The sequence below is a fragment of the Streptomyces sp. G45 genome (assembly GCF_049542095.1).
Classification (GTDB): domain Bacteria; phylum Actinomycetota; class Actinomycetes; order Streptomycetales; family Streptomycetaceae; genus Streptomyces.
On the sequence record NZ_JBMUZU010000001.1, the window covers coordinates 2,377,329 to 2,397,883 of the forward strand.

Annotated in this window: 1 protein-coding gene and 1 pseudogene; both read left to right on the plus strand. The window is 77.5% G+C overall.

The genetic code is table 11. The annotated features are described in order from the left end of the window. Positions 1 to 80 precede the first annotated feature (80 nt). Positions 81 to 13,910: a type I polyketide synthase gene (locus tag ACOBQU_RS09540; protein ID WP_423625773.1), complete on the plus strand. Its 13,830-nt coding sequence runs from the start codon at positions 81 to 83 to the stop codon at positions 13,908 to 13,910. A gap of 150 nt (positions 13,911 to 14,060) precedes the next feature. Next, positions 14,061 to 20,552 (plus strand): annotated as a pseudogene (locus tag ACOBQU_RS09545) (type I polyketide synthase); the annotation flags it as partial. Positions 20,553 to 20,555 lie beyond the last annotated feature (3 nt).

Here is a 20,555-nt window from a genome sequence, read left to right on the forward strand (position 1 = left end):
CGCCGTGGCACCGGTGCTCCGCCCTCCACCGGAGCTGTCCCCCACCACCGCTTGACCTTCAGTCTTCAGTGAGGAATGGCATGTCTGTTGACCACACCCGCAGCGATGCTGGGCTTGCCGGGGAACCCATTGCCGTCGTCGGGATGTCCTGCCGCCTCCCCGGCGCCGCCGACCCCGAGGCGTACTGGCGGCTGCTGGTGGACGGGGCGGCGGCCGTCGCGGACGGCCACGGCGGCGGCCCCGGAGGTCTCGACGGCGTCGGCGCCTTCGACGCGGACTTCTTCGGCGTCGACCCGGGCGACGCCGCCCTCCTCGACCCGCGGCAGCGGCTCGCCCTCGAACTCGGCTGGGAGGCCCTGGAGCGGGCGGGCATCGTCCCGGCGCACCTCAAGGACGCCGACACCGGCGTCTTCCTCGGCACAGCCACCCCCACGCACACCTCCGCCGGGCACACCTCCCCCGGGCACACCGACGCCGCGCACGCCACCCCCGCACACGCCGACGCCGACGCCGCGCACCCCGCGCCCGACGCCCCCGGCGCCCACGACCAGGCCGCGGACCGCCCGGAGCGGGGCCTCATCGCCCCCCGCGTCTCCGCCGCCCTCGGCCTGCGCGGCCCCAGCCTGACCGTCGACGCCGGAGGGGCCTCGTCGCTGGTCGCCGTCCACATGGCGTGCCAGTCGCTGCGCAACGGCGAGTCGGACGTGGCCCTCGCGGGCGGCGTCGCGCCGCGCGACACCGCCGACCAGACGGCCCCCGCCGGGGAGGGCGGCGCCGTCGTCGTCCTCAAGACCCTCGCCCGCGCGCACGCCGACGGCGACCGCGTGCACGCCGTGCTGCGCGGCTCCGCCGTCACCAACGGCGGCGCGCACCCCGCGGCCCCGCACGAGGACGCCCAGCGCGACCTGCTGCGCCGCGCCTACGAGCGGGCCGGTGCCGACCCGGCCGCCGTCGGCTACGTCGAACTGCACGGCCCCGGCACGGCGGACGGCGACCCGGCCGAGGCCGCCGCGCTCGGCGCGGTGCTCGGCGCCGGGCGCCCCGCCGGGGCCGAGCTGCGCGTGGGCTCCGCCCGGGCCGCCCTCGGGCACCTGGGCGCCGCCGCGGGCGTGGCCGGTCTGGTCAAGGTCGTCCTGGCGCTCACCCACGGGCAGCTGCCGCCGGGCCCCGCCGCCGCGGCGCCGCTGGCCGGGCCGCACCTGCGGGTGCAGGACACCGTGGGCGACTGGCCCGAGGGCGAACGGCTCGCCGGGGTCTCGTCGTTCAGCACCGGCGGCACCCACTGCCACGTCGTGCTGGCCGCCGCGCCGAAGCGGCCCGACGATACCCCCGACACCGCCGAGGTCGCCGCGACGACCCGGCTGCGGGCGGGCGCCCTGCCGTGGCTGGTGTCCGGGCGCACCGCCGCCGCCGTGCGCGCCCAAGCCGAGCGGCTGCTCGCCCACGTCGCGCACAGCCCCGCGTCCGACGCCGACCTGGGCCTGTCCCTCGCCACCACGCGCACCGCGTTCGAGCACCGCGCCGTCGTCCTCGGCGCCGACCGCGACGCGCTCGCCGCCGAGCTGGCCGCGCTCGCCGCGGGACGCCGTACGGCCGCGCAGATCAGCGGGGCCGCGACGGCGCGCGAGCGGGTGGTGTTCGTCTTCCCCGGGCAGGGCCCGCAGTGGACCGGCATGGCGGGCGACCTGCTCGACGCCTCCGAGGTGTTCCGGGCGCGTATCGCGGAGTGCGCCGCCGCGCTCGCGCCGCACGTCGACTGGGACCTGGAGGCCGTGCTGCGCGACGCGCCCGGCGCCGCCTCGCTGGAGCGCGAGGACGTCGCCCAGCCCGCCCTGTTCGCCGTCATGGTGTCCCTCGCGGCCCTGTGGCGGTCCTTCGGCGTCGAGCCCACGGCCGTGGTCGGGCACAGCAACGGCGAGATCAGCGCCGCCGTGGTGTCCGGCGCGCTGTCCCTGGAGGACGGCGCGCGCGTCGTGGCGCTGTGGAGCAGGGCGATGCTGCGCGTCGTCGGGCAGGGCACCATGCTGTCGGTGCCGCTGCCGGTCGCGGAGGTCGCGCCGCGCCTCGCCGCCTGGCCGGACCGCCTCTTCGTGTCCACGGTCAACGGGCCCCGGCTGTTCACCGTCTCCGGCGATGTCGAGGCCATCGAGGAACTCCAGGCCGAACTGACCGCCGAGGGCGCGCAGGCCCGGCGCATCCCGATCGCCCTGGCGCCGCACTGCGCGCGCATGGAGGTGCTGCGCGAGGAGATCCTCGCCCTGCTCAAGCCGATCGAGCCGCGCACGCCGACGCTGCCGATGTACTCCACCATCACCGGCAAGCGCGTCGACGGTCCGGTGCTCGACGGCGCGTACTGGATGAGCAACCTCACCGGCGTCGTCGACTTCGAGCGCACGGTGCGCCGACTGACCGCCGACCACGACGCGTTCATCGAGATCACCCCGCACCCGGTGCTCGGCATGGCGCTCCAGCAGATCGTCGAGGACACCGGCTCCGACGCCGCCGTCGTGGGCACCCTGCGCCGCGGCGAGGACGGGCCGCGCCGGTTCCTGACCTCCGCCGCCGAGGCGTACACCGCGGGCGTGCCCGTCGACTGGCGCCCCGCCTTCCCCGAGGGCGCGACCGCCGTGGAGCTGCCGACGTACGCGTTCCAGCGGCCCACCGCCACCGCACCCGCCCCCGGCGCGCCCGGCCCGGACGCCGCGCGGGCCGCGTACCCCACGGCCACCACCGCCACCTCGTACGGCACTTACGACGAGCCCGACGAGACCGGGCTGCGCGGCGCGGACCGCGACGAGACCCTGGCCCGCGTCCTGGACCTGGTGCGCGCCGAGGCCGCCCTCGTCCTGGGCCCCGGCGGCACCGGCGTCGACCCCGACGCCGCCTTCGTCGACCTCGGCTTCGAGTCCGTGACCGCCGTGGAGCTGCGCAACCGCCTGGTCGCCGCGACCGGCCTGAAGCTGCCCGCGACGCTGCTGTTCGACCACCCCACGCCCCGGGCGATCGCCGAGCGCGTCACCGACCGCCTGACCGGCACCGCCGCCGCGCCGCGGGCCGGTGCCCGCAGGGGCCGCGGCGCCGACGACGACCCGATCGCGATCGTCTCCATGGCCTGCCGCTTCCCCGGCGGCGTGGCCTCGCCGGAGGACCTGTGGCGGCTGGTGGCGGACGAGCGGGACGCCGTGTCCTCGTTCCCCGCCAACCGCGGCTGGCCGCTCGACGCCCTCTTCGACGACGACCCGGACCGCGCGGGCCGCTCCTACGCCCGCGAGGGCGGCTTCCTGCACGACGCCGACCTGTTCGACGCCGAGTTCTTCGGCATCAGCCCCCGCGAGGCCACCGGCATGGACCCACAGCAGCGGCTGGTCCTGGAGACGGTGTGGGAGGCCGTGGAGCGGTCCGGCATCGACCCGGCGGCCCTGCGCGGCAGCGGCACCGGCGTGTACATGGGCGCCATCAAGCAGGACTACGGCCCCCGTCTCGACGCCGCCGACGAGACCGCGAGCGGCTATCTGATCACCGGGAACTTCACCAGCGTGGTCTCCGGGCGGGCCTCGTACACCTTCGGCCTGGAAGGGCCCGCCGTCACCGTCGACACGGCCTGCTCGTCCTCGCTGGTGGCCGTGCACCTGGCCGCGCGGGCGCTGCGCGACGGCGAGTGCGACCTGGCGTTCGCCGGTGGTGTGACCGTGCTGTCGAGCCCCGGCCTGTTCATGGAGTTCAGCCGCCAGCGGGGCCTGTCCCCCGACGGGCGCTGCAAGGCGTTCGCGGACGCCGCGGACGGCACCGGCTGGGCCGAGGGCGCGGGCGTGCTGCTCCTTGAGCGGCTGTCCGACGCGCGCCGCAACGGCCACCAGGTGCTCGCCCTGGTGCGCGGCTCGGCGCTCAACCAGGACGGCGCCAGCAACGGCATCTCCGCGCCCAGCGGCCCCTCCCAGGAGCGGGTCGTCCTCGACGCGCTCGCCAGTGCGGGCCTCACCGTCGCGGACGTCGACGCGGTCGAGGCGCACGGCACCGGCACCCGGCTCGGCGACCCCATCGAGGCGCAGGCCCTGCTCGCCACGTACGGGCAGCGGGACCCCGAACGGCCCCTGTACCTGGGCTCGTTGAAGTCCAACGTCGGCCACGCGCAGGCCGCCGCGGGCGTCGGCGGCCTGATCAAGATGGTCATGGCGATGCGCCACGGTCTGCTGCCGCGCACCCTGCACGTCGACGAGCCGACCCGCCACGTCGACTGGAGCGCGGGCGCGGTGTCGCTGCTCACCGAGGCGCGCCCCTGGCCCGACGTCGACCGGCCGCGCCGCGCGGGCGTCTCCTCGTTCGGCATCAGCGGCACCAACGCGCACGTGATCGTGGAGCAGGCGCCCGCCGAGGACGCCGCCGACGCGGCGGAGCGCGCCCCCTCCCCCGTGCCCGCGGCGCCGTGGCTGCTGTCGGGCCGCACCGAGCGGGCGCTGCGCGCGCAGGCCGCGCGCCTGCGGGACTTCGTGGCCGAGCGGCCGGACCTTGAACTCGCCGACGTGGGGCGCACGCTGCTGTCCGGCCGCACCCGGTTCGCGCACACGGCGGCCGTCGTCGGCCAGGACCGCGACGGCTTCCTGCGGGGCCTGGCGGCGCTCGCCGCGGGCGAGTCGTCGGCGGACGTCCTTGAGGGCCCGGCGGCGCCGCCCACCCAGGCCGTCACCGGGCGCGCCACCCTGGGCGCCACGGCGTTCCTGTTCACCGGCCAGGGCAGCCAGCGCCTGGGGATGGGCCGCGAGCTGTACGAGGCGTGCGCGCCGTACGCCGAGGCGTTCGACGCGGTGTGCGCACACTTGGACCCGCGTCTGCCGCGCCCCCTGAAGGACGTGGTGTTCGCCGCCGAGGGGTCCGAGGACGCCGCGCTGCTGCACGAGACGCGGTACACGCAGGCCGCCCTGTTCGCCGTCGAGGTCGCGCTGTTCCGGCTCCTGGAGCGGTGCGGTCTGACGCCGGACTACCTGCTCGGCCACTCGGTGGGCGAGCTGGCCGCCGCGCACGTCGCGGGCGTGCTCGGCCTGGCGGACGCCTGCGCCCTGGTCGCCGCGCGCGGCCGGTTGATGCAGGCGGCGCGGTCCGGGGGCGCGATGGTCGCGATCGAGGCCGACGAGGACGAGGTGCGCGACGCGCTGGCGCCGTACGCGGGCCGCCTGGACGTCGCCGCCGTGAACGGGCCGCGCGCCGCCGTCGTGACCGGCGACGAGGACGCCGCCGTGGAACTGGCCGCCGCCTGGAAGGAGAAGGGGCGCCGCACCTCGCGCCTGAAGGTCAGCCACGCCTTCCACTCGCACCACATGGACGGCGTCCTCGACGAGTTCCGCGCCGTCGCCGCGGGCCTGACGTACGCCGCTCCGCGCATCCCGGTCGTGTCCAACCTGACCGGCGCCGTCGCCACCGCCGCCGAGCTGGCGTCGCCCGAGTACTGGACGCGGCACCTGCGCGGCACGGTCCGCTTCCGCGACGGGGTGCGGGTGCTGCGGGACGCGGGTGTCACCGCGTACGTGGAACTCGGGCCGGACGCCGTGCTCGCGGCGATGGTGCGGGGCTGCCTCGGCGAGGAGGAGGCGCGGGCCGCCGCGCCCGTCGCCGTGCTGCGCAAGGGCCGCCCGGAGGCGGCCACCGTCGCCGCCGCGCTCGGGCACGCCGCGCTGCGCGGCGCCGCGCTCGACCCGGCGCGCCTGTTCCCCGGCGCCCGGCGCGCCGACCTGCCGACGTACGCCTTCCAGCGCGAGCGCTACTGGCTGGACGCGCCCGCCCAGGCCACCGACGCGGCCTCGCTCGGCCTCACGTCGGCCGGGCACCCCCTGCTCGGCGGCATGACGAGCCTCGCCGACGCGGCCGACGGCGACGGGCTGCTCCTGACCGGCCGCCTGTCGCTGAGCGGCCACCCGTGGCTCGCCGACCACGTCGTCGCGGGCGCGGCGCTGCTGCCGGGCACCGCGATGGTGGAACTGGCGGTGGCCGCGGGTGACCGGCTGGGCTGCGACCGGCTGCGCGAGCTGGTCCTGGAGGCGCCGCTCACGGTGCCCGAGGACGGGGCGGTGCGCATCCAGGTGACGGTCGGCGCGGCCGACGCCTCCGGTGAGCGGACCGTGGCGATCCACGCGCGCCGGGAGGCGGCGCACACGGCGGCTCCGTGGGACGAGGGCGAGTGGACCCGGCACGCGTCGGGCGTCCTCGCCGCCGACGGCGCCGCCGCTCCCGGGGCGGTGGAGCCCTGGCCGCCCCAGGGGGCGCGGGAGCTGGCCACGGAGGGTGTGTACGAGCGCCTGGCCGACCTGGGCTACGCGTACGGCCCGGCCTTCCAGGGCCTGGCCGGGGCCTGGCAGCGGGGCGAGGAGCGGTACGCGGAGGTGGCGCTGCCCGAGGAGCGGCACGCGGACGCCGCCGGGTACGGCGTGCACCCGGCGCTGCTCGACGCGGCGCTGCACGCGCTGCTGCTGCCGGACGACGACGGCGGCGAGGTGGGCGCGCTGCGGCTTCCGTTCTCCTTCGACGGCGTAACGCTGCACGCGGCGGGCGCCACGGCGCTGCGGGTGCGGCTCGCCCCCACGGGCCGCGGCGGCGCCGCCCTGACCGCGACCACGCCGGGCGGTGACCCGGTGGTGTCCATCGCGTCGGTGACGCTGCGGGAGCTGCCCGCCGACCGGCTCGACCAGGGCGCGGCGACGCACCAGGACGGGCTCTACCGGTACGGCTTCGCGCCGTTCCCGGTCGCCGACGGCGCCGCCGCCACGGGGCGGTGGGCGGTGCTCGGCCCGGACCCGCTCGGCCTGGCACGGGCACTCGGCCTGCGGGGGGCGCGCTGCGCGTCCCACGCGGACGTGGCGGCGCTGCTCGCGGCGGGCGGGGCGGCTGGCGGGACGGTCGGCGGGGCTGCCGACGGGGCGGCGGTGCCCGACGTCGTCGTCCTGACCCGGCCCGAGCCCGGCGCCGACCCGGCGGCCGACGCGCACACCGCCGCCACCGACGCCCTGGCCGTCGTCCGCGCGGCCCTGACCGACGAGCGGCTGGCCAACAGCAAGGTCCTCCTGGTCACGCGCGGCGCGCTCGCCGCGCTGCCCGGCGAGGGCGTGCGGGACCTGCCGGGCGCGGCGGCGCGCGGTCTGCTGCGCACGGCCCGCGCCGAGCACCCGGGCCGCTTCGCCCTGGTGGACGTCGACGGCGCGGCCGTATCCGAGCGGGCGCTGACCGCGGTGCTCGCGGCGGTCGCCGACGGCCTCGAACTCGCCGTGCGCGACGCGGAGGTGTACGCCCCGCGCCTCAGCCGCGCCTCCATCGCCTCCGGCGACGCCAGCGCTTCCAACGGCTCCGACGCCTTGAGCGGCACCAGCGACCCCGCTGTCGCCCTCGACCCGGACGGCACCGTCCTCATCACCGGCGGGACGGGCGCGCTCGGTTCCCTCTTCGCCGAGCACCTGGTGGCCCGGCACGGCGTCAGGCGCCTGCTCCTGACCAGCCGCCGGGGCCGCGCCGCCGAGGGCGCCGGTGAACTGGCCGCCCGGCTCGGCGCGTTGGGCGCCGAGGTCACCGTCGCCGCGTGCGACGTGGCCGACCGCGCCGCGCTCGCCGACCTGCTCGCGTCGGTGCCCGCCGCGCACCCGCTGACCGCCGTGGTGCACACCGCGGGCGTCCTCGGCGACGCCACCCTCGCCAACCTCACGGCCGACGGCGTCGCCACCGTGCTGCGGCCGAAGGCGGACGCGGCCTGGCACCTGCACGAGCTGACGGCGGGCGCCCCGCTGAAGGCGTTCGTGCTGTTCTCGTCCGTCGCGGGCCTCATCGGCAACGCGGGGCAGGCCAACTACGCGGCCGCCAACGTCTTCCTGGACACCCTCGCGCAGCACCGGCGCGCGCAGGGGCTGCCCGCCACGTCCCTCGCGTGGGGCCTGTGGGGCCTTGACGGCACGACCGGCATGGCGGGCACGCTGTCCGAGGGCGACCTGGCGCGCTGGCGGCGGGCCGGGCTCGCGCCGATCACCGCCGAGCGGGGCGCCGCCCTGTTCGACGCGGCCCTCGCCACCGGTGAACCGGTGCTGCTCTCGGCCGAGTTGGAGCTGGCGACGCTCCGCGACCCGGACCGCGCCGCGGCGGCCCCGGAGCTGCTGCGCGGTCTGGTGCGCCCGGCGCGCCGCCGCGTGAGCGCCCCGGCGGGCGGCTCGGCGGGCGGCTCCTCGTGGGCCGAGGCCACCGCGGCGCTGCCCGACACCGAGCGGCGGCGCGCCGTCACCGACCTGGTCCGCTCCACGGTGGCGGCCGTGCTCGGGCTCGCCGGGCCCGCCGCCGTGGCCGCGGGCGCCGCGTTCAAGGACCTCGGCATGGACTCCCTGACGGCGCTCGAACTGCGCGGCCGCCTCGGGGCGGCCACCGGCGTCCCGCTGTCGGCCACGCTGGTCTTCGACCACCCGTCGCCGGGCGCGCTCGTGGACCACCTGCTGGCGGAGATCGCGGCGGAAGCGGGCCCGCGGACCGGCGCGGAGACCGGCACGGAGACCGGTGCCGGGCGGCGCGGCCCTGCCCCCGCCGACGCGCAGGACGACCCCGTCGTCATCGTCGGCATGGCCTGCCGCTACCCCGGCGACACCCGCACCCCCGACGACCTGTGGCGCCTGGTCGAGTCCGGCACCGACGCGATCGGCCCGTTCCCGGACAACCGCGGCTGGGACCTGGAGGGCCTGTACGACCCGGACCCCGACCGGATCGGCACCTCGTACACCCGGCACGGCGGGTTCCTGTACGACGCCGACCGGTTCGACCCGGAGTTCTTCGGCCTCACCCAGCGCGAGAGCGTCCGCCTGGACCCGCAGCAGCGGCTGCTGCTCGAAACGAGCTGGGAGGCCGTGGAGAGCGCGGGCATCGCCCCGACGTCACTGCACTCCACCCGCACCGGCGTGTTCACCGGCGTGATGTACAGCGACTACACCTCGCGCCTGACCGTCACGCCGGACGACGTGGAGGCGTCCCGGTTCGTGGGGAACTCCCCCAGCGTGGCCTCCGGCCGCGTGTCGTACACCTTCGGCCTCCAGGGCCCGGCCGTCACCGTCGACACGGCCTGCTCGTCGTCGCTGGTCGCGCTGCACCAGGCGGCGCACGCGCTGCGCGGCGGCGAGTGCGACCTGGCGCTCGCGGGCGGCGTCGCGATCATGTCGTCGCCGAGTACGTTCCTGGAGTTCAGCCGCCAGCGCGGCCTGTCCGAGGACGGGCGGTGCAAGTCGTTCGCCAAGTCCGCGGACGGTGTCGGCTGGAGCGAAGGCGTCGGCGTGCTGCTCCTGGAGCGGCTGTCCGACGCGCGCCGCAACGGCCACGAGGTCCTGGCCGTCGTCCGCGGCTCGGCCGTCAACCACGACGGCGCGAGCAACGGCCTGACCGCCCCGCACGGCCCGTCGCAGGAGCGGGTCATCCGTGACGCGCTGGCCTTCGCCGGGCTCGACGGCGCCGACGTCGACGCCGTGGAGGCGCACGGCACGGGCACCCGCCTCGGCGACCCCATCGAGGCGCGCGCGGTGATCGCCACGTACGGGCAGCGGGACCCCGAACGGCCCCTGTACCTGGGCTCGTTGAAGTCGAACATCGGGCACGCGCAGGCCGCGTCCGGCGTCGGCGGCGTCATCAAGATGGTCATGGCGATGCGCCACGGCCTGCTGCCGCGCACCCTGCACGTCGACGAGCCGACCCGCCACGTCGACTGGTCGGCGGGCGCGGTGGCGCTGCTCACCGACGCGCGCCCCTGGCCCGACGTCGACCGGCCGCGGCGGGCCGCGGTGTCGTCGTTCGGCGTCAGCGGCACCAACGCGCACGTCATCCTGGAGCAGGCCCCCGAGACCGCCGACGCCCCTGCGGCCCCCGACGCCCCAACGGCCCCCGGCGTGGTGCCGTGGGTGGTGTCCGGCAGGACCCGGGCCGCGCTGCGCGCCCAGGCCGAGCGGCTGCGGACGCATGTGACCGAGCGGCCCGAGCTGGCGCCGGTGGACATCGCGGCGTCGCTGGTGCGCACCCGCTCCGCCCTGGAGCACCGGGCCGTGGTGGTCGGCGCCGACCGGGACGAGCTGCTCGCCGGGCTCGACGCGGTCAGCCGGGGCGCGCGCGGCCCGCTGACCGTGACGGGCCGCGCCCAGCAGGCCGGTGACGCCGTGTTCGTCTTCCCCGGCCTCGACGCCCACTGGACGGGCATGGGCACCGAACTCGCCCGCACCGCACCGGCGTTCGCCGCCCGCCTGGAGGAGTGCCTGACGGCGCTGGCCCGGCACGTCGACTGGGACGTGCGGGCCGAGCTGGCCGGGCCCCTGGACCGCACCGAGGTGGCGCAGCCGCTGACGTGGGCGGTGTCCGTGGCGCTCGCCGAGCTGTGGCGGGCGCACGGCGTGGCGGCGGCGGCCGTCGTCGGCCACGGCGCGGGCGAACTGGCGGCGGCCACCGTGGCGGGCGCGCTGCCCGTCGAGGAGGCGGCGCGGATCGTGGCGCTACGGGCCCGCACGCTCGCCCTGCGCCTGTCCGGCACGGGCGGCGCGGTGGCGCTCGGCCTGCCGCGCGCCGCCGCCGAGGCCCGGATCTCCGCGTACGGGGGGCGCCTGGCCGTCGCCGCGGTGGACAGCCCCGCGCACACGCTAGTCGCGGGCTCCTCCGGCGCCCTGGACGCGCTGCTCGCCGACTGCGCGGCCGAGGACATCGCCGCGCGCCGCGTCGCGGTCGACCACGCCCCGCACACCGGCCTGGCCGATGAGGCCGCCGCGGAACTCCTCGGCGTACTCGGGGAGATCACGCCGGGCACGGCCCGGGTGCCGCTGTACTCGACGGTGACCGGCGAGGTGGTCGACCCCGCCGGGCTCGACGCCGCGTACTGGGTGCGCAACCTGCGGGAGCCGGTCGCGTTCCACGAGGTCATCGGGCATCTGGTGGGCCTCGGCCACCAGACGTTCGTGGAGGCGGCGCCGCACCCGGTGCTCTGCCCCGCGGTCGCCGAGACGGCGGCGCGCGCCGGGCGGCGGGACGTGGCGGCCCTCGCGTCGCTGCGCCGCGGCGAGGGCGGCGCCGCCCGGTTCGCGCTGGCCCTCGGCGAGGCCCACGCCCACGGCGTCGCGGTGGACTGGGGCGCCTACCTCGGCGGCGGGCGCACGGTGCCGCTGCCGACGTACGCCTACCAGCGCGACAGCTACTGGCTGACCGCGCCGAGCACCGCGCCCGCGCCGCACACCGTCGGGCACCCGCTGCTCGGCCAGGCCGTGGAGCTGGCCGGGGGCCAGGGCTGGCTGTTCAGCAGCGAGGTCGACCCGGGCGCCCACCAGTGGCTGCTCGACCACACGCTGGTGGGCCAGCCGCTGCTTCCGGGCCCGGCCGTCGCGGAACTCGCCCTGTACGCGGGCCGCACCTGCGGCGCCGAGCGCGTCGGCGACCTCACCCTGGAGCGGCCGCTGCTGCTCGCCGAGCCGGTGGCGCTCCAGCTCATGGTGGGCCCCGCCGAAGCGGACGGTTCCCGGCCGTTCAGCCTCCACTCGCGGCCCCGGTCGGCCGCCAAGGAGGACTGGACGCGCCACGCCACCGGCGTCCTTGAGGAGATCGAGCCGGGTGAGGGCGTCGACCCGGACGGCTCGGCGGCGCTCACGCTGTGGCCGCCGCGGGACGCGACGCCCGTGCCCATCGACGGCCTGCACGCCGAACTGGCGGAGCTTGGCTACGCGTACGGGCCGACGTTCCAGGGCCTGAAGGCCGTGTGGCGGGCGGGCGGCGACCTGTACGCCGAGGTCGTGCTGCCCGAGCGGGCGCACGCGCAGAGCCGCGGCTTCCAACTGCACCCGGCCGCCCTGGACGCCGCCCTGCACGCCCTGGTCAGCGGCTCACAGGGGGAGGGCAGCCGCCTGGTCGTGCCGTTCGCCTGGAGCGGCCTGACCCTGCACTCGCCGGGCGCGACCGCGCTGCGCGTGCGCATCCGCCAGCACGCGGCCCAGGCCGCGGCCCCCCACACCCGCCTCCGAACGAAGGACACCTTCTCCGTGCACATCGCCGACGACTCCGGCACGCCGGTCCTCGACGCGGAGACCCTCGCGGTGCGCGGGGTCCCCACCGAGACGCTGGCGTCGGCCGCGTCCGCCGCGTCCGCCGACGGGGCCGCCCTGTTCGCCCTGGACTGGACCGAGCGGGACGTGTCCCGGGCCGCGGCGCGGGGCCGGTGGGCGGTGCTCGGCGCCGACACCACCGGCCTGGCGGGCGTGCTCCGCGCCGCGGGCGTCACGGTCGACGCCCACCCCGGCCTGCCACAGCTGCGGGCGGCGCTCGACGCGGGTGCCGCGGCGCCCGCCGTGGTCGTCGCCGCCCCGGCCGCCGGACCCGGGCGGGACCCGGTGGCCGCCGCCCGCACGGCACTCGAACTGGCCCAGGGCGTGCTCGGCGACGCCCGCCTGGACGGCACCCGGCTCGCCCTGCTGACCGAGCGGGCCGTCGCCGTCGCCGACGACGAGCGCCCCGACCTCGCCGAGGCGCCGGTGTGGGGCCTCGTCCGCAGCGCGCAGACGGAGAACCCGGGCCGCTTCACCCTCGTCGACACCGACGGCCGCCCCGAGTCGGTGCCCGGCGTGGTGCAGGCGGTGGCGTCCGGCGAGCCCCAACTGGCGTTGCGCGCCGGGCGGGTGAGCACCCCGTCGCTGCGCGCCCACGAGCCGGGCGGCGCCGCCGACCGGGCCTTCGACGAGCACAGCCACGTCCTGGTCACCGGCGGACTCGGCACCCTGGGCCGCCTCGTCGCCCGGCACCTGGTGGCCGCGCACGGCGTGCGGCGGCTGCTGCTGACCGGCCGCCGCGGCGAACGCACCCCGGGCGCCGCGGAGTTCACCGCCGAGCTGCGGGCAGCGGGCGCCGAGGTGACCGTCGCGGCCTGCGACACCGCCGACCGCGCCGCGCTCGCCGCCGTCCTCGGCTCCGTGCCCGAGGCGCACCCGCTGACCGGTGTGGTGCACGCGGCGGGCGTCGTCGACGACGCGCTGTTCGACGCGCTGACGCCCGCGCGCCTGGAGGCGGTGATGCGGCCCAAGGTGACCGGCGCCGCGCTGCTGCACGAGCTGACCCGGGACCTGGACCTGTCGGCGTTCGTCCTGTTCTCGTCGTTCGCCGGGACCCTGGGCACCCCCGGGCAGGGCAACTACGCGGCGGCCAACGCCTACCTGGACGCCCTGGCGCGGCAGCGGCACGCCGAGGGGCGGCCCGCCCTGTCCGTGGCGTGGGGGCTGTGGGCGGACGCGTCCGCGCTGACCGGCGGCCTCAGCGAGGCCGACCTGCTGCGGCTGCGCCGCTCGGGCATCGGCGCGCTGTCCGCCGACGCGGGGCTCGCCCTGTTCGACGCGGCGCTCGCCGACGGCACCCCGTACCTCGCGGCCGTGGTGCTCGACCCGCGGGCCCTGGACGCGGCGACCGCCCCGGCGGTGCTGCGGGACCTGGCGCCGCGCCGCGCCGGGGACGGGCCCGCCGAGGACGCCGCCGCCGTGCTGCGCGAGCGGCTGGCCCGGGCGCCCGAGCGCGAGCACCGGCACATCCTGCTCGGGACGGTGCGCGCGCAGGTGGCGGCCGTCCTCGGGCGGGCCGAGGACGAGGTCGCGGCGCACCGGCGCTTCCAGGACCTCGGCTTCAGCTCGCTCACCGCGGTCGAGCTGCGCAACCGGCTGATCGCGGCGACCGGCGTCACGCTGCCGCCCACGCTGGTCTTCGACCACCCCACGCCCGGCGCGATCGCCGAGCGGCTGCTGACCGCCCTGGCCCCCGAACCCGCCGCCGACGAGGCGGCGGACGGCCCCGACGCCCCGCACGACGCGCTGCTCGCCGCCGACCTGTCGGAGAGCGAGAGCCTCCTGGACGGGATGACCGCCGACGACCTGGTCCGCCTGGCCCTCGGCGACAGCGAGTCCTGACCCCGGCCGCGGCCACCGGCCGCGGCCCTCCGCCCCGTACCCACCGCTCGTACAACCGCTCGTACACCACCGCCCGCACACAGCGAACGCACACAGGGAACTTTGGAGAGAGACACGATGGCGTCCACATCACCCCAGCAGGTCGTCGAGGCGCTGCGGGCCGCGCTCAAGGAGAACGAGCGGCTGAAGGCCGCGCACGCCCGCGCCCGGCAGCGCGACGAGGAGCCGATCGCGATCGTCTCCATGGCCTGCCGCTTCCCCGGCGGCGTCACCTCGCCGCAGGAGCTGTGGCAGCTCGTCGTCGACGAGGTCGACGCGGTCGGCCCGTTCCCCACCGACCGCGGCTGGGACCTGGCGAACCTCTTCGACTCCGACCCGGACCACGCGGGCACCTCGTACGTCGAGGAGGGCGGGTTCCTCTACGACGCCGCCCAGTTCGACCCCGAGTTCTTCGGCATCAGCCCGCGCGAGGCGCACGCGATCGACCCGCAGCAGCGGCTGCTGCTCGAAACCGCCTGGGAGGCCTTCGAGAACGCGGGCATCGACCCGGCGACGGTGCGCGGCAGCCGCACGGGCGTGTTCGTCGGCACCATGTACGACGACTACGCCGCCCGCCTGTCCCCCGCCCCGGAGGAGTACGAGGCGTATCTGACGATCGGCAGCACCGGCAGCGTGGCCTCGGGCCGCGTGTCGTACACCTTCGGCCTCCAGGGCCCGGCCATCACGGTCGACACGGCCTGCTCGTCGTCGCTGGTGGCGCTGCACCTGGCGGTGAACGCGCTGCGCCGCGGCGAGTGCACGATGGCCCTCGCGGGCGGTGCCACGCTGATGGCGACGCCGAACTCGTTCGTGGAGTTCAGCCGCCAGCGCGGCCTGTCCAAGGACGGCCGCTGCAAGTCCTTCGCGGCGTCCGCCGACGGCACCGCCTGGGCCGAGGGCGCGGGCCTGCTCCTCGTGGAGCGCCTCTCCGACGCCCAGCGCCTCGGCCACCCGGTGCTCGCGGTGGTGCGCGGCTCGGCCGTCAACCAGGACGGCGCCAGCAACGGCCTGACCGCGCCCAACGGCCCCGCCCAGGAGGCCCTGATCAAGCAGGCCCTGACCGCCGCCGGGCTCACCGGCGCCGACGTGGACCTCCTGGAGGCGCACGGCACCGGCACCCCGCTCGGCGACCCCCTGGAGGCGGGCGCCCTCCTCGCCACGTACGGCGCGGCCCGCACCGCGGACAACCCGCTGTACCTGGGCTCCCTGAAGTCGAACATCGGGCACATGCAGGCCGCCGCGGGCGTCGGCGGCCTCATCAAGCTGACGCTGGCCCTCCAGCACGGCCTGATGCCGAGGACGCTGCACGTGGACGAGCCGAGCCCGAGCGTCGACTGGTCGACGGGCACCCTGTCGCTGCTCACCGAGGCGCGGGCCTGGCCCGAGGTCGACCGGCCGCGCCGCGCCGCCGTGTCGTCCTTCGGCATCGGCGGCACCAACGCGCACGTCATCCTGGAGCAGGCCCCCGAGGCCGCGCCCGCGCCCGCCGAGGAGCCGCGGGCCCCGCTGCCCGCCGTCCCGCTGGCCCTGTCCGCGAACTCCGAGGCCGCGCTGCGCGCCCAGGCGGACCGGCTGCGCCAGCACGTGACCGCCGACGAGAGCGCCGACCTGGCGTCGCTCGGCTTCTCCCTCGCCACCACCCGCGGCCACCTCGCGCACCGCGCGGTCCTGTTCCCCGCCGACCGCGCCGACCTGCTCGCCCAGCTGGGCGCCCTCGCCGACGGCACGCCGGGCCCGGACGCCGTGCGCGGCAAGGCCGCCGAGGGCCGCACGGCGTTCCTGTTCGCCGGTCAGGGCTCCCAGCGCCCGGGCATGGGCCGGGAGCTGTACGAGGCGTTCCCCGCGTACGCCGAGGCGTTCGACGCGGTGTGCGCGGCCGTCGACCCGCACCTGGCGACGCCGCTGCGCCAGGTGGTGTTCGCCGCCGAGGGCACCCCCGAGGCCGACCTGCTGCACCGCACCGAGTACACCCAGCCCGCGCTGTTCGCCGTCGAGGTGGCCCTGTTCCGGCTGTTCGCGTCGTGGGGCGTCCGCCCGGACGCGGTCCTCGGGCACTCCGTGGGCGCCTTCGCGGCCGTCCACGCCGCCGGGGTCCTCTCCCTTGAGGACGCCGCGCAGCTCGCCGTCACGCGCGGCCGGATCATGCAGCGCCTCCCGGAGGGCGGCGCGATGGTGGCCCTGCGCGCCTCCGAGGAGGAAGCGGTCCAGCTCCTCACCGGGTACGAGGGTTCGGTGTCCCTTGCGGCGGTCAACGGCCCGGCGGCGACGGTGCTGTCCGGCGAGAAGGCGGCGCTTGCGGCGGCGATCAGGCCGTTCGAGGAGGCGGGCGGCAAGGCGACCTGGCTGAAGGTCAGCCACGCCTTCCACTCGCCGCTGATGGAGCCCGCGCTGGCCGAGTTCCGCGCCCTCGCGGCGAGCCTGGAGTTCCGCTTCCCCGAGCTGACGGTGGTCTCCGACCTGACGGGCCGCCCCGCCGAGCCCGACGAGCTGGCGGACCCCGACTACTGGGTGCGGCACATGCGCCAGGCGGTGCGCTTCCAGGACGGGGTGCGCGCCTTGGCCGCCGACGGCTGCGTGCGCTTCCTGGAGATGGGCCCGTCCGGCGACCTGACGGCGATGGCCGCCGACTGCCTGGCCGCCGAGGGGGCCGGGCGCGCCGCGCACGAGCTGATCCCCGCGCTGCGCCGCCGCCACGCCGAGCCGCGCACGCTGCTGGCCGCGCTCGCCCGGGCGCACGTCAGCGGCGGCGAGGTCGACTGGGCCGCGGTCTTCGCGGGCCAGGGCGCGCGCCGCGTCGCGCTGCCGACGTACGCCTTCCAGCACCGCCCGTACTGGCTGGACAAGCCGGTGGTCTCCGGTGACGTGCGCGCGGCGGGCCTGGTGGCGCTCGACCACCCGGTGCTCACGGCCGCCGCCGAACTGCCCGAGCTGGACGGCCTGCTGCTGACCGGCCGCGTCTCGCTGGCGACGCATCCGTGGCTGGCCGACCACCGCGTCGGCGACCAGGTGTTCGTGCCGGGCACGGCGCTGCTCGACCTGGCGGCGCGCGCCGCGCGCGAGGCGGGCTACGACGTGGTGGAGGAGCTGCTGCTCGAAGCGCCGCTGATCGTCCCCGACAGCGGTGCGGACGGCGCGGACGAGGTCCAGCTGCGGGTGTTCCTCGCCGCCCCGGACGCCACCGGCAGCCGCGCGGTGACGGTGCACTCGCGGCGCGCGGACGCCGCCACCGACGCCTCGGAGGGCTGGCTGCGCAACGCGGGCGGCACCGTCGCGAAGTCCACCGGCGACGCCGCCCCCGCCGACCTCGCGCAGTGGCCGCCGCAGGGCGCGGAGCCGCTGCCGGTCGACCTGGACGAGCTGTACGCCGACCTCGCCGCGAAGGGCCTCACGTACGGCCCGGTGTTCCGCGGCGTGCGGGCGGTGTGGCGGCGCGGCGACGAGGTGTTCGCCGAGGTGGCGCTGCCCGACGAGCGGCAGCCGGGCCCCGGCTCGTACGCGCTGCACCCGGCGCTGCTCGACGCGGCCCTGCACCCGTCGTCGCTCGGCGGCCTGACCGAGGCGGGCGGCAGGACGCTGCTGCCGTACGCCTGGAACGGGGCGCGCACCCTCGGCACCGCTCAGGCGGCGCTGCGCGTGCGGCTCGCCCCCGCGGGCCGCAACGCGATCTCGGTGGACGTCGCCGACGCCGCGGGCACGCCGGTCGCGTCGATCGCGTCGCTGGCGCTGCGCCCGGCCGCCGCGGCCACCGCGGGCGACCGGGACGGCCTGTACGTGCCGACGTGGGAACCGCTCGCCGAGCTGCCCGCGCCGCCCGCGGAGGCCGATCTGGACGCGTGGGTGGTGCTCGGCGAGTTCGCCGACGAGGCGCTGCACGGCGTCGTCCCCCGGCGCTATGCCGACCAGGCGTCCCTGGCGACCGCCCTGGACGAGGGCGAGGAGGCGCCGGAGGTGATCCTGCTGCCCGTCGCGGCCGGTGCCGCCGACGAGACGCCCGACCCGGCGGCCGTCCGCGCCGCCCTCGCCCACGTTCTGACGACGGCTCAGCTCGTCCTTTCCGACGACCGGCTGTCCACGACGCGCCTGGTGGCGGTCACGCGCGGCGCGGTCGCCGTGGACGGCGAGCAGCCGACCGCGCGGCTCGGCCTGCGCGCCGTGTGGGGTCTGCTGCGGTCGGCGTACGCCGAGCACCCGGGCCGGTTCGCGCTGCTCGACGAGGACGGCACGGCGGGCGCGCACGCCGCCCTGACGGCCGCGGTCGCCGCCGACGAGGCGCAGCTGGCGCTGCGCGGCGGCACCGCCTACCGTCCGGCCCTGACCACCGCGCAGCCCGGCGGCACGCTGCGGCCGCCGCTGAACGAGCCGAACTGGTACCTGGACTACGTCGCCAAGTCGTCTTTCGCGAACCTGTCGTTCGAGCCGTGGCCTGAGGTCGCCGAGCCGCTGAAGGAGGGCCAGATCCGCCTGCGGCTGCGCGCGGCGGGCCTGAACTTCCGCGAGGCGCTGCTCGCCCTCGGCGTCATCCACGCCTCCGTGGACGTGAACGCCTCCGACAACGGCGGCGGCGGTGAGGGCGCGGGCGTGGTCGTCGAGGTCGGGCCCGGCGTGACCGGTCTGAAGCCCGGCGACCGCGTGATGGGCCTGATCAACGGCGTCGGCCCGAACACGGTCACCGACCACCGCCTGGTGTGCCGCATCCCCGAGGGCTGGTCGTTCCAGCAGGCCGCCGCGGTGCCGGTGACGTATCTGACGGCGTACTACGGCCTGGTGGACCTCGCGAAGCTGAGCGCGGGCGAGTCGGTGCTGGTCCACGCGGGCGCGGGCGGCGTCGGCACCGCCGCGCTGCAGATCGCCCGGCACCTGGGCGCCACGGTGTACGCGACGGCGAGCCAGGGCAAGTGGGGGGCGCTGCGGGCCGCGGGCGTGGCCGACGAGCGCATCGCCTCCTCGCGGACCCTGGACTTCGAGGGTGCGTTCCTCGACGCCTCCGGCGGCAAGGGCGTCGACGTCGTCCTGAACTCCCTCGCCGGTGAGTTCGCCGACGCGTCGCTGCGGCTGCTGCCGCGCGGCGGCCGGTTCCTGGAGATGGGCAAGACCGACCGGCGCGACCCGGCGGAGGTCGCGGCGGCGCACCCGGGCGTCGACTACCGCGCGTACGACGTGCGCGAGCCGGGCCCGGACCGCATCCAGGGCATGCTCCAGGAACTCCTGGACCTGTTCGAGCAGGGCGCGCTCCAGGCCCCGCCGATCTCGGTGTGGGACATCCGCCGCGCCCCGGAGGCGTTCCGGTACCTGAGCGAGGCCCGGCACATCGGCAAGGTCGTCCTCGCCCTGGCCGACGCGGACGAGCCGTGGGACACCACCCGCACCACCCTGATCACCGGCGGCCTCGGCTGGCTCGGCCGTCTCGTGGCCAAGCACCTGGTGGACGGGCACGGCGCCCGCAGCCTGGTCCTGATGGGCCGGGGCGCGCCGAAGGACGACGCCCAGCGGGACATCGACGAGCTGCGCGCCCGGGGCGTGGACGTGCGCGTGGTGGCGTGCGACGCGGCGGACCGGGCGGCGCTCGCCGCGGCCCTGGACGCGCTCGCGGCCGACGGCGTGCACTTGGGCGGCGTGGTGCACGCGGCCGGGGTCCTCGACGACGGCATCCTCGCGGAGCTGACGCCGCGGAGCCTGGACCGGTCGCTGCGCCCGAAGGTGGACGCGGCGCTCAACCTGCACGAGCTGACCGCCCACCTGGGCCTGGACGCGTTCGTGCTGTTCTCGTCGCTGGCCGGGACCATGGGCTCGGCGGCACAGGGGGGCTACGCGGCGGGCAACTCGTTCCTGGACGGCCTGGTGGAGTACCGGCGTTCGGTGGGCCTGCCCGGCGTGTCCATCGCGTGGGGCCTGTGGGAGGGCGTCGGCGGCATGGGCGCCGGGCTCACCGACACCGACATCACCCGCATGGGCCGCATCGGCGTGGCGCCGCTGACGTCGGAGCGGGGCATCGAGCTGCTGGACGCGGCGGTCCGCAGGGACGGCGCGGTGGCCGTGGCCGCCGCGTGGAACCTGGAGGGGCTGCGCGAGGCGGCGGCGAGCGGGGCGCCCGTCCCGCCGCTGCTGCGGAACCTGGTGCCCGCGCGGGCGGCGGCCAAGGCCGCCCCGGTCGCGGCGGGGGCCGGGGTGCCCGCGCAGGGCGCGGCGACCGGTGACCGGCTCCTAGACACCGTCCTCGGCGAGGTCGCGGCGGTCCTCGGGCACGCGTCCGGCGCGGTCGTCGACCCGCACGGCGCCTTCGACCAGATCGGCTTCGACTCGCTGACCGCGGTGGAGCTGCGCAACCGCCTGGGCGCGGCGACGGGCGTGAAGCTGCCCGCGACGTTCATCTACGACTGGCCGACCCCGGCGGACCTGGTGGCGCACCTGAAGGCGGAGCAGGGCTTCCCCGCGGAGGGCGGGGAGGCCGAGGATGAGTCCGGCGCGGAGCCGGGCGACGCCCAGGCCCTGCTCGACGAACTGGCCAGGCTGGAGTCGGCGTTCGCCGAGACCCAGCTCGGCGACGGCGTGCGCGACTCCGTGTCCGAGCGGCTGCGCGCCCTGCTGACCAAGCTCGGCTCCTAGGGA

What these genes read in the sequence shown, in the direction of transcription:
- ACOBQU_RS09540 (WP_423625773.1), top strand. Translation starts at nt 81, where the DNA reads ATGTCTGTTGACCACACCCGCAGCGATGCTGGGCTTGCCGGGGAACCC.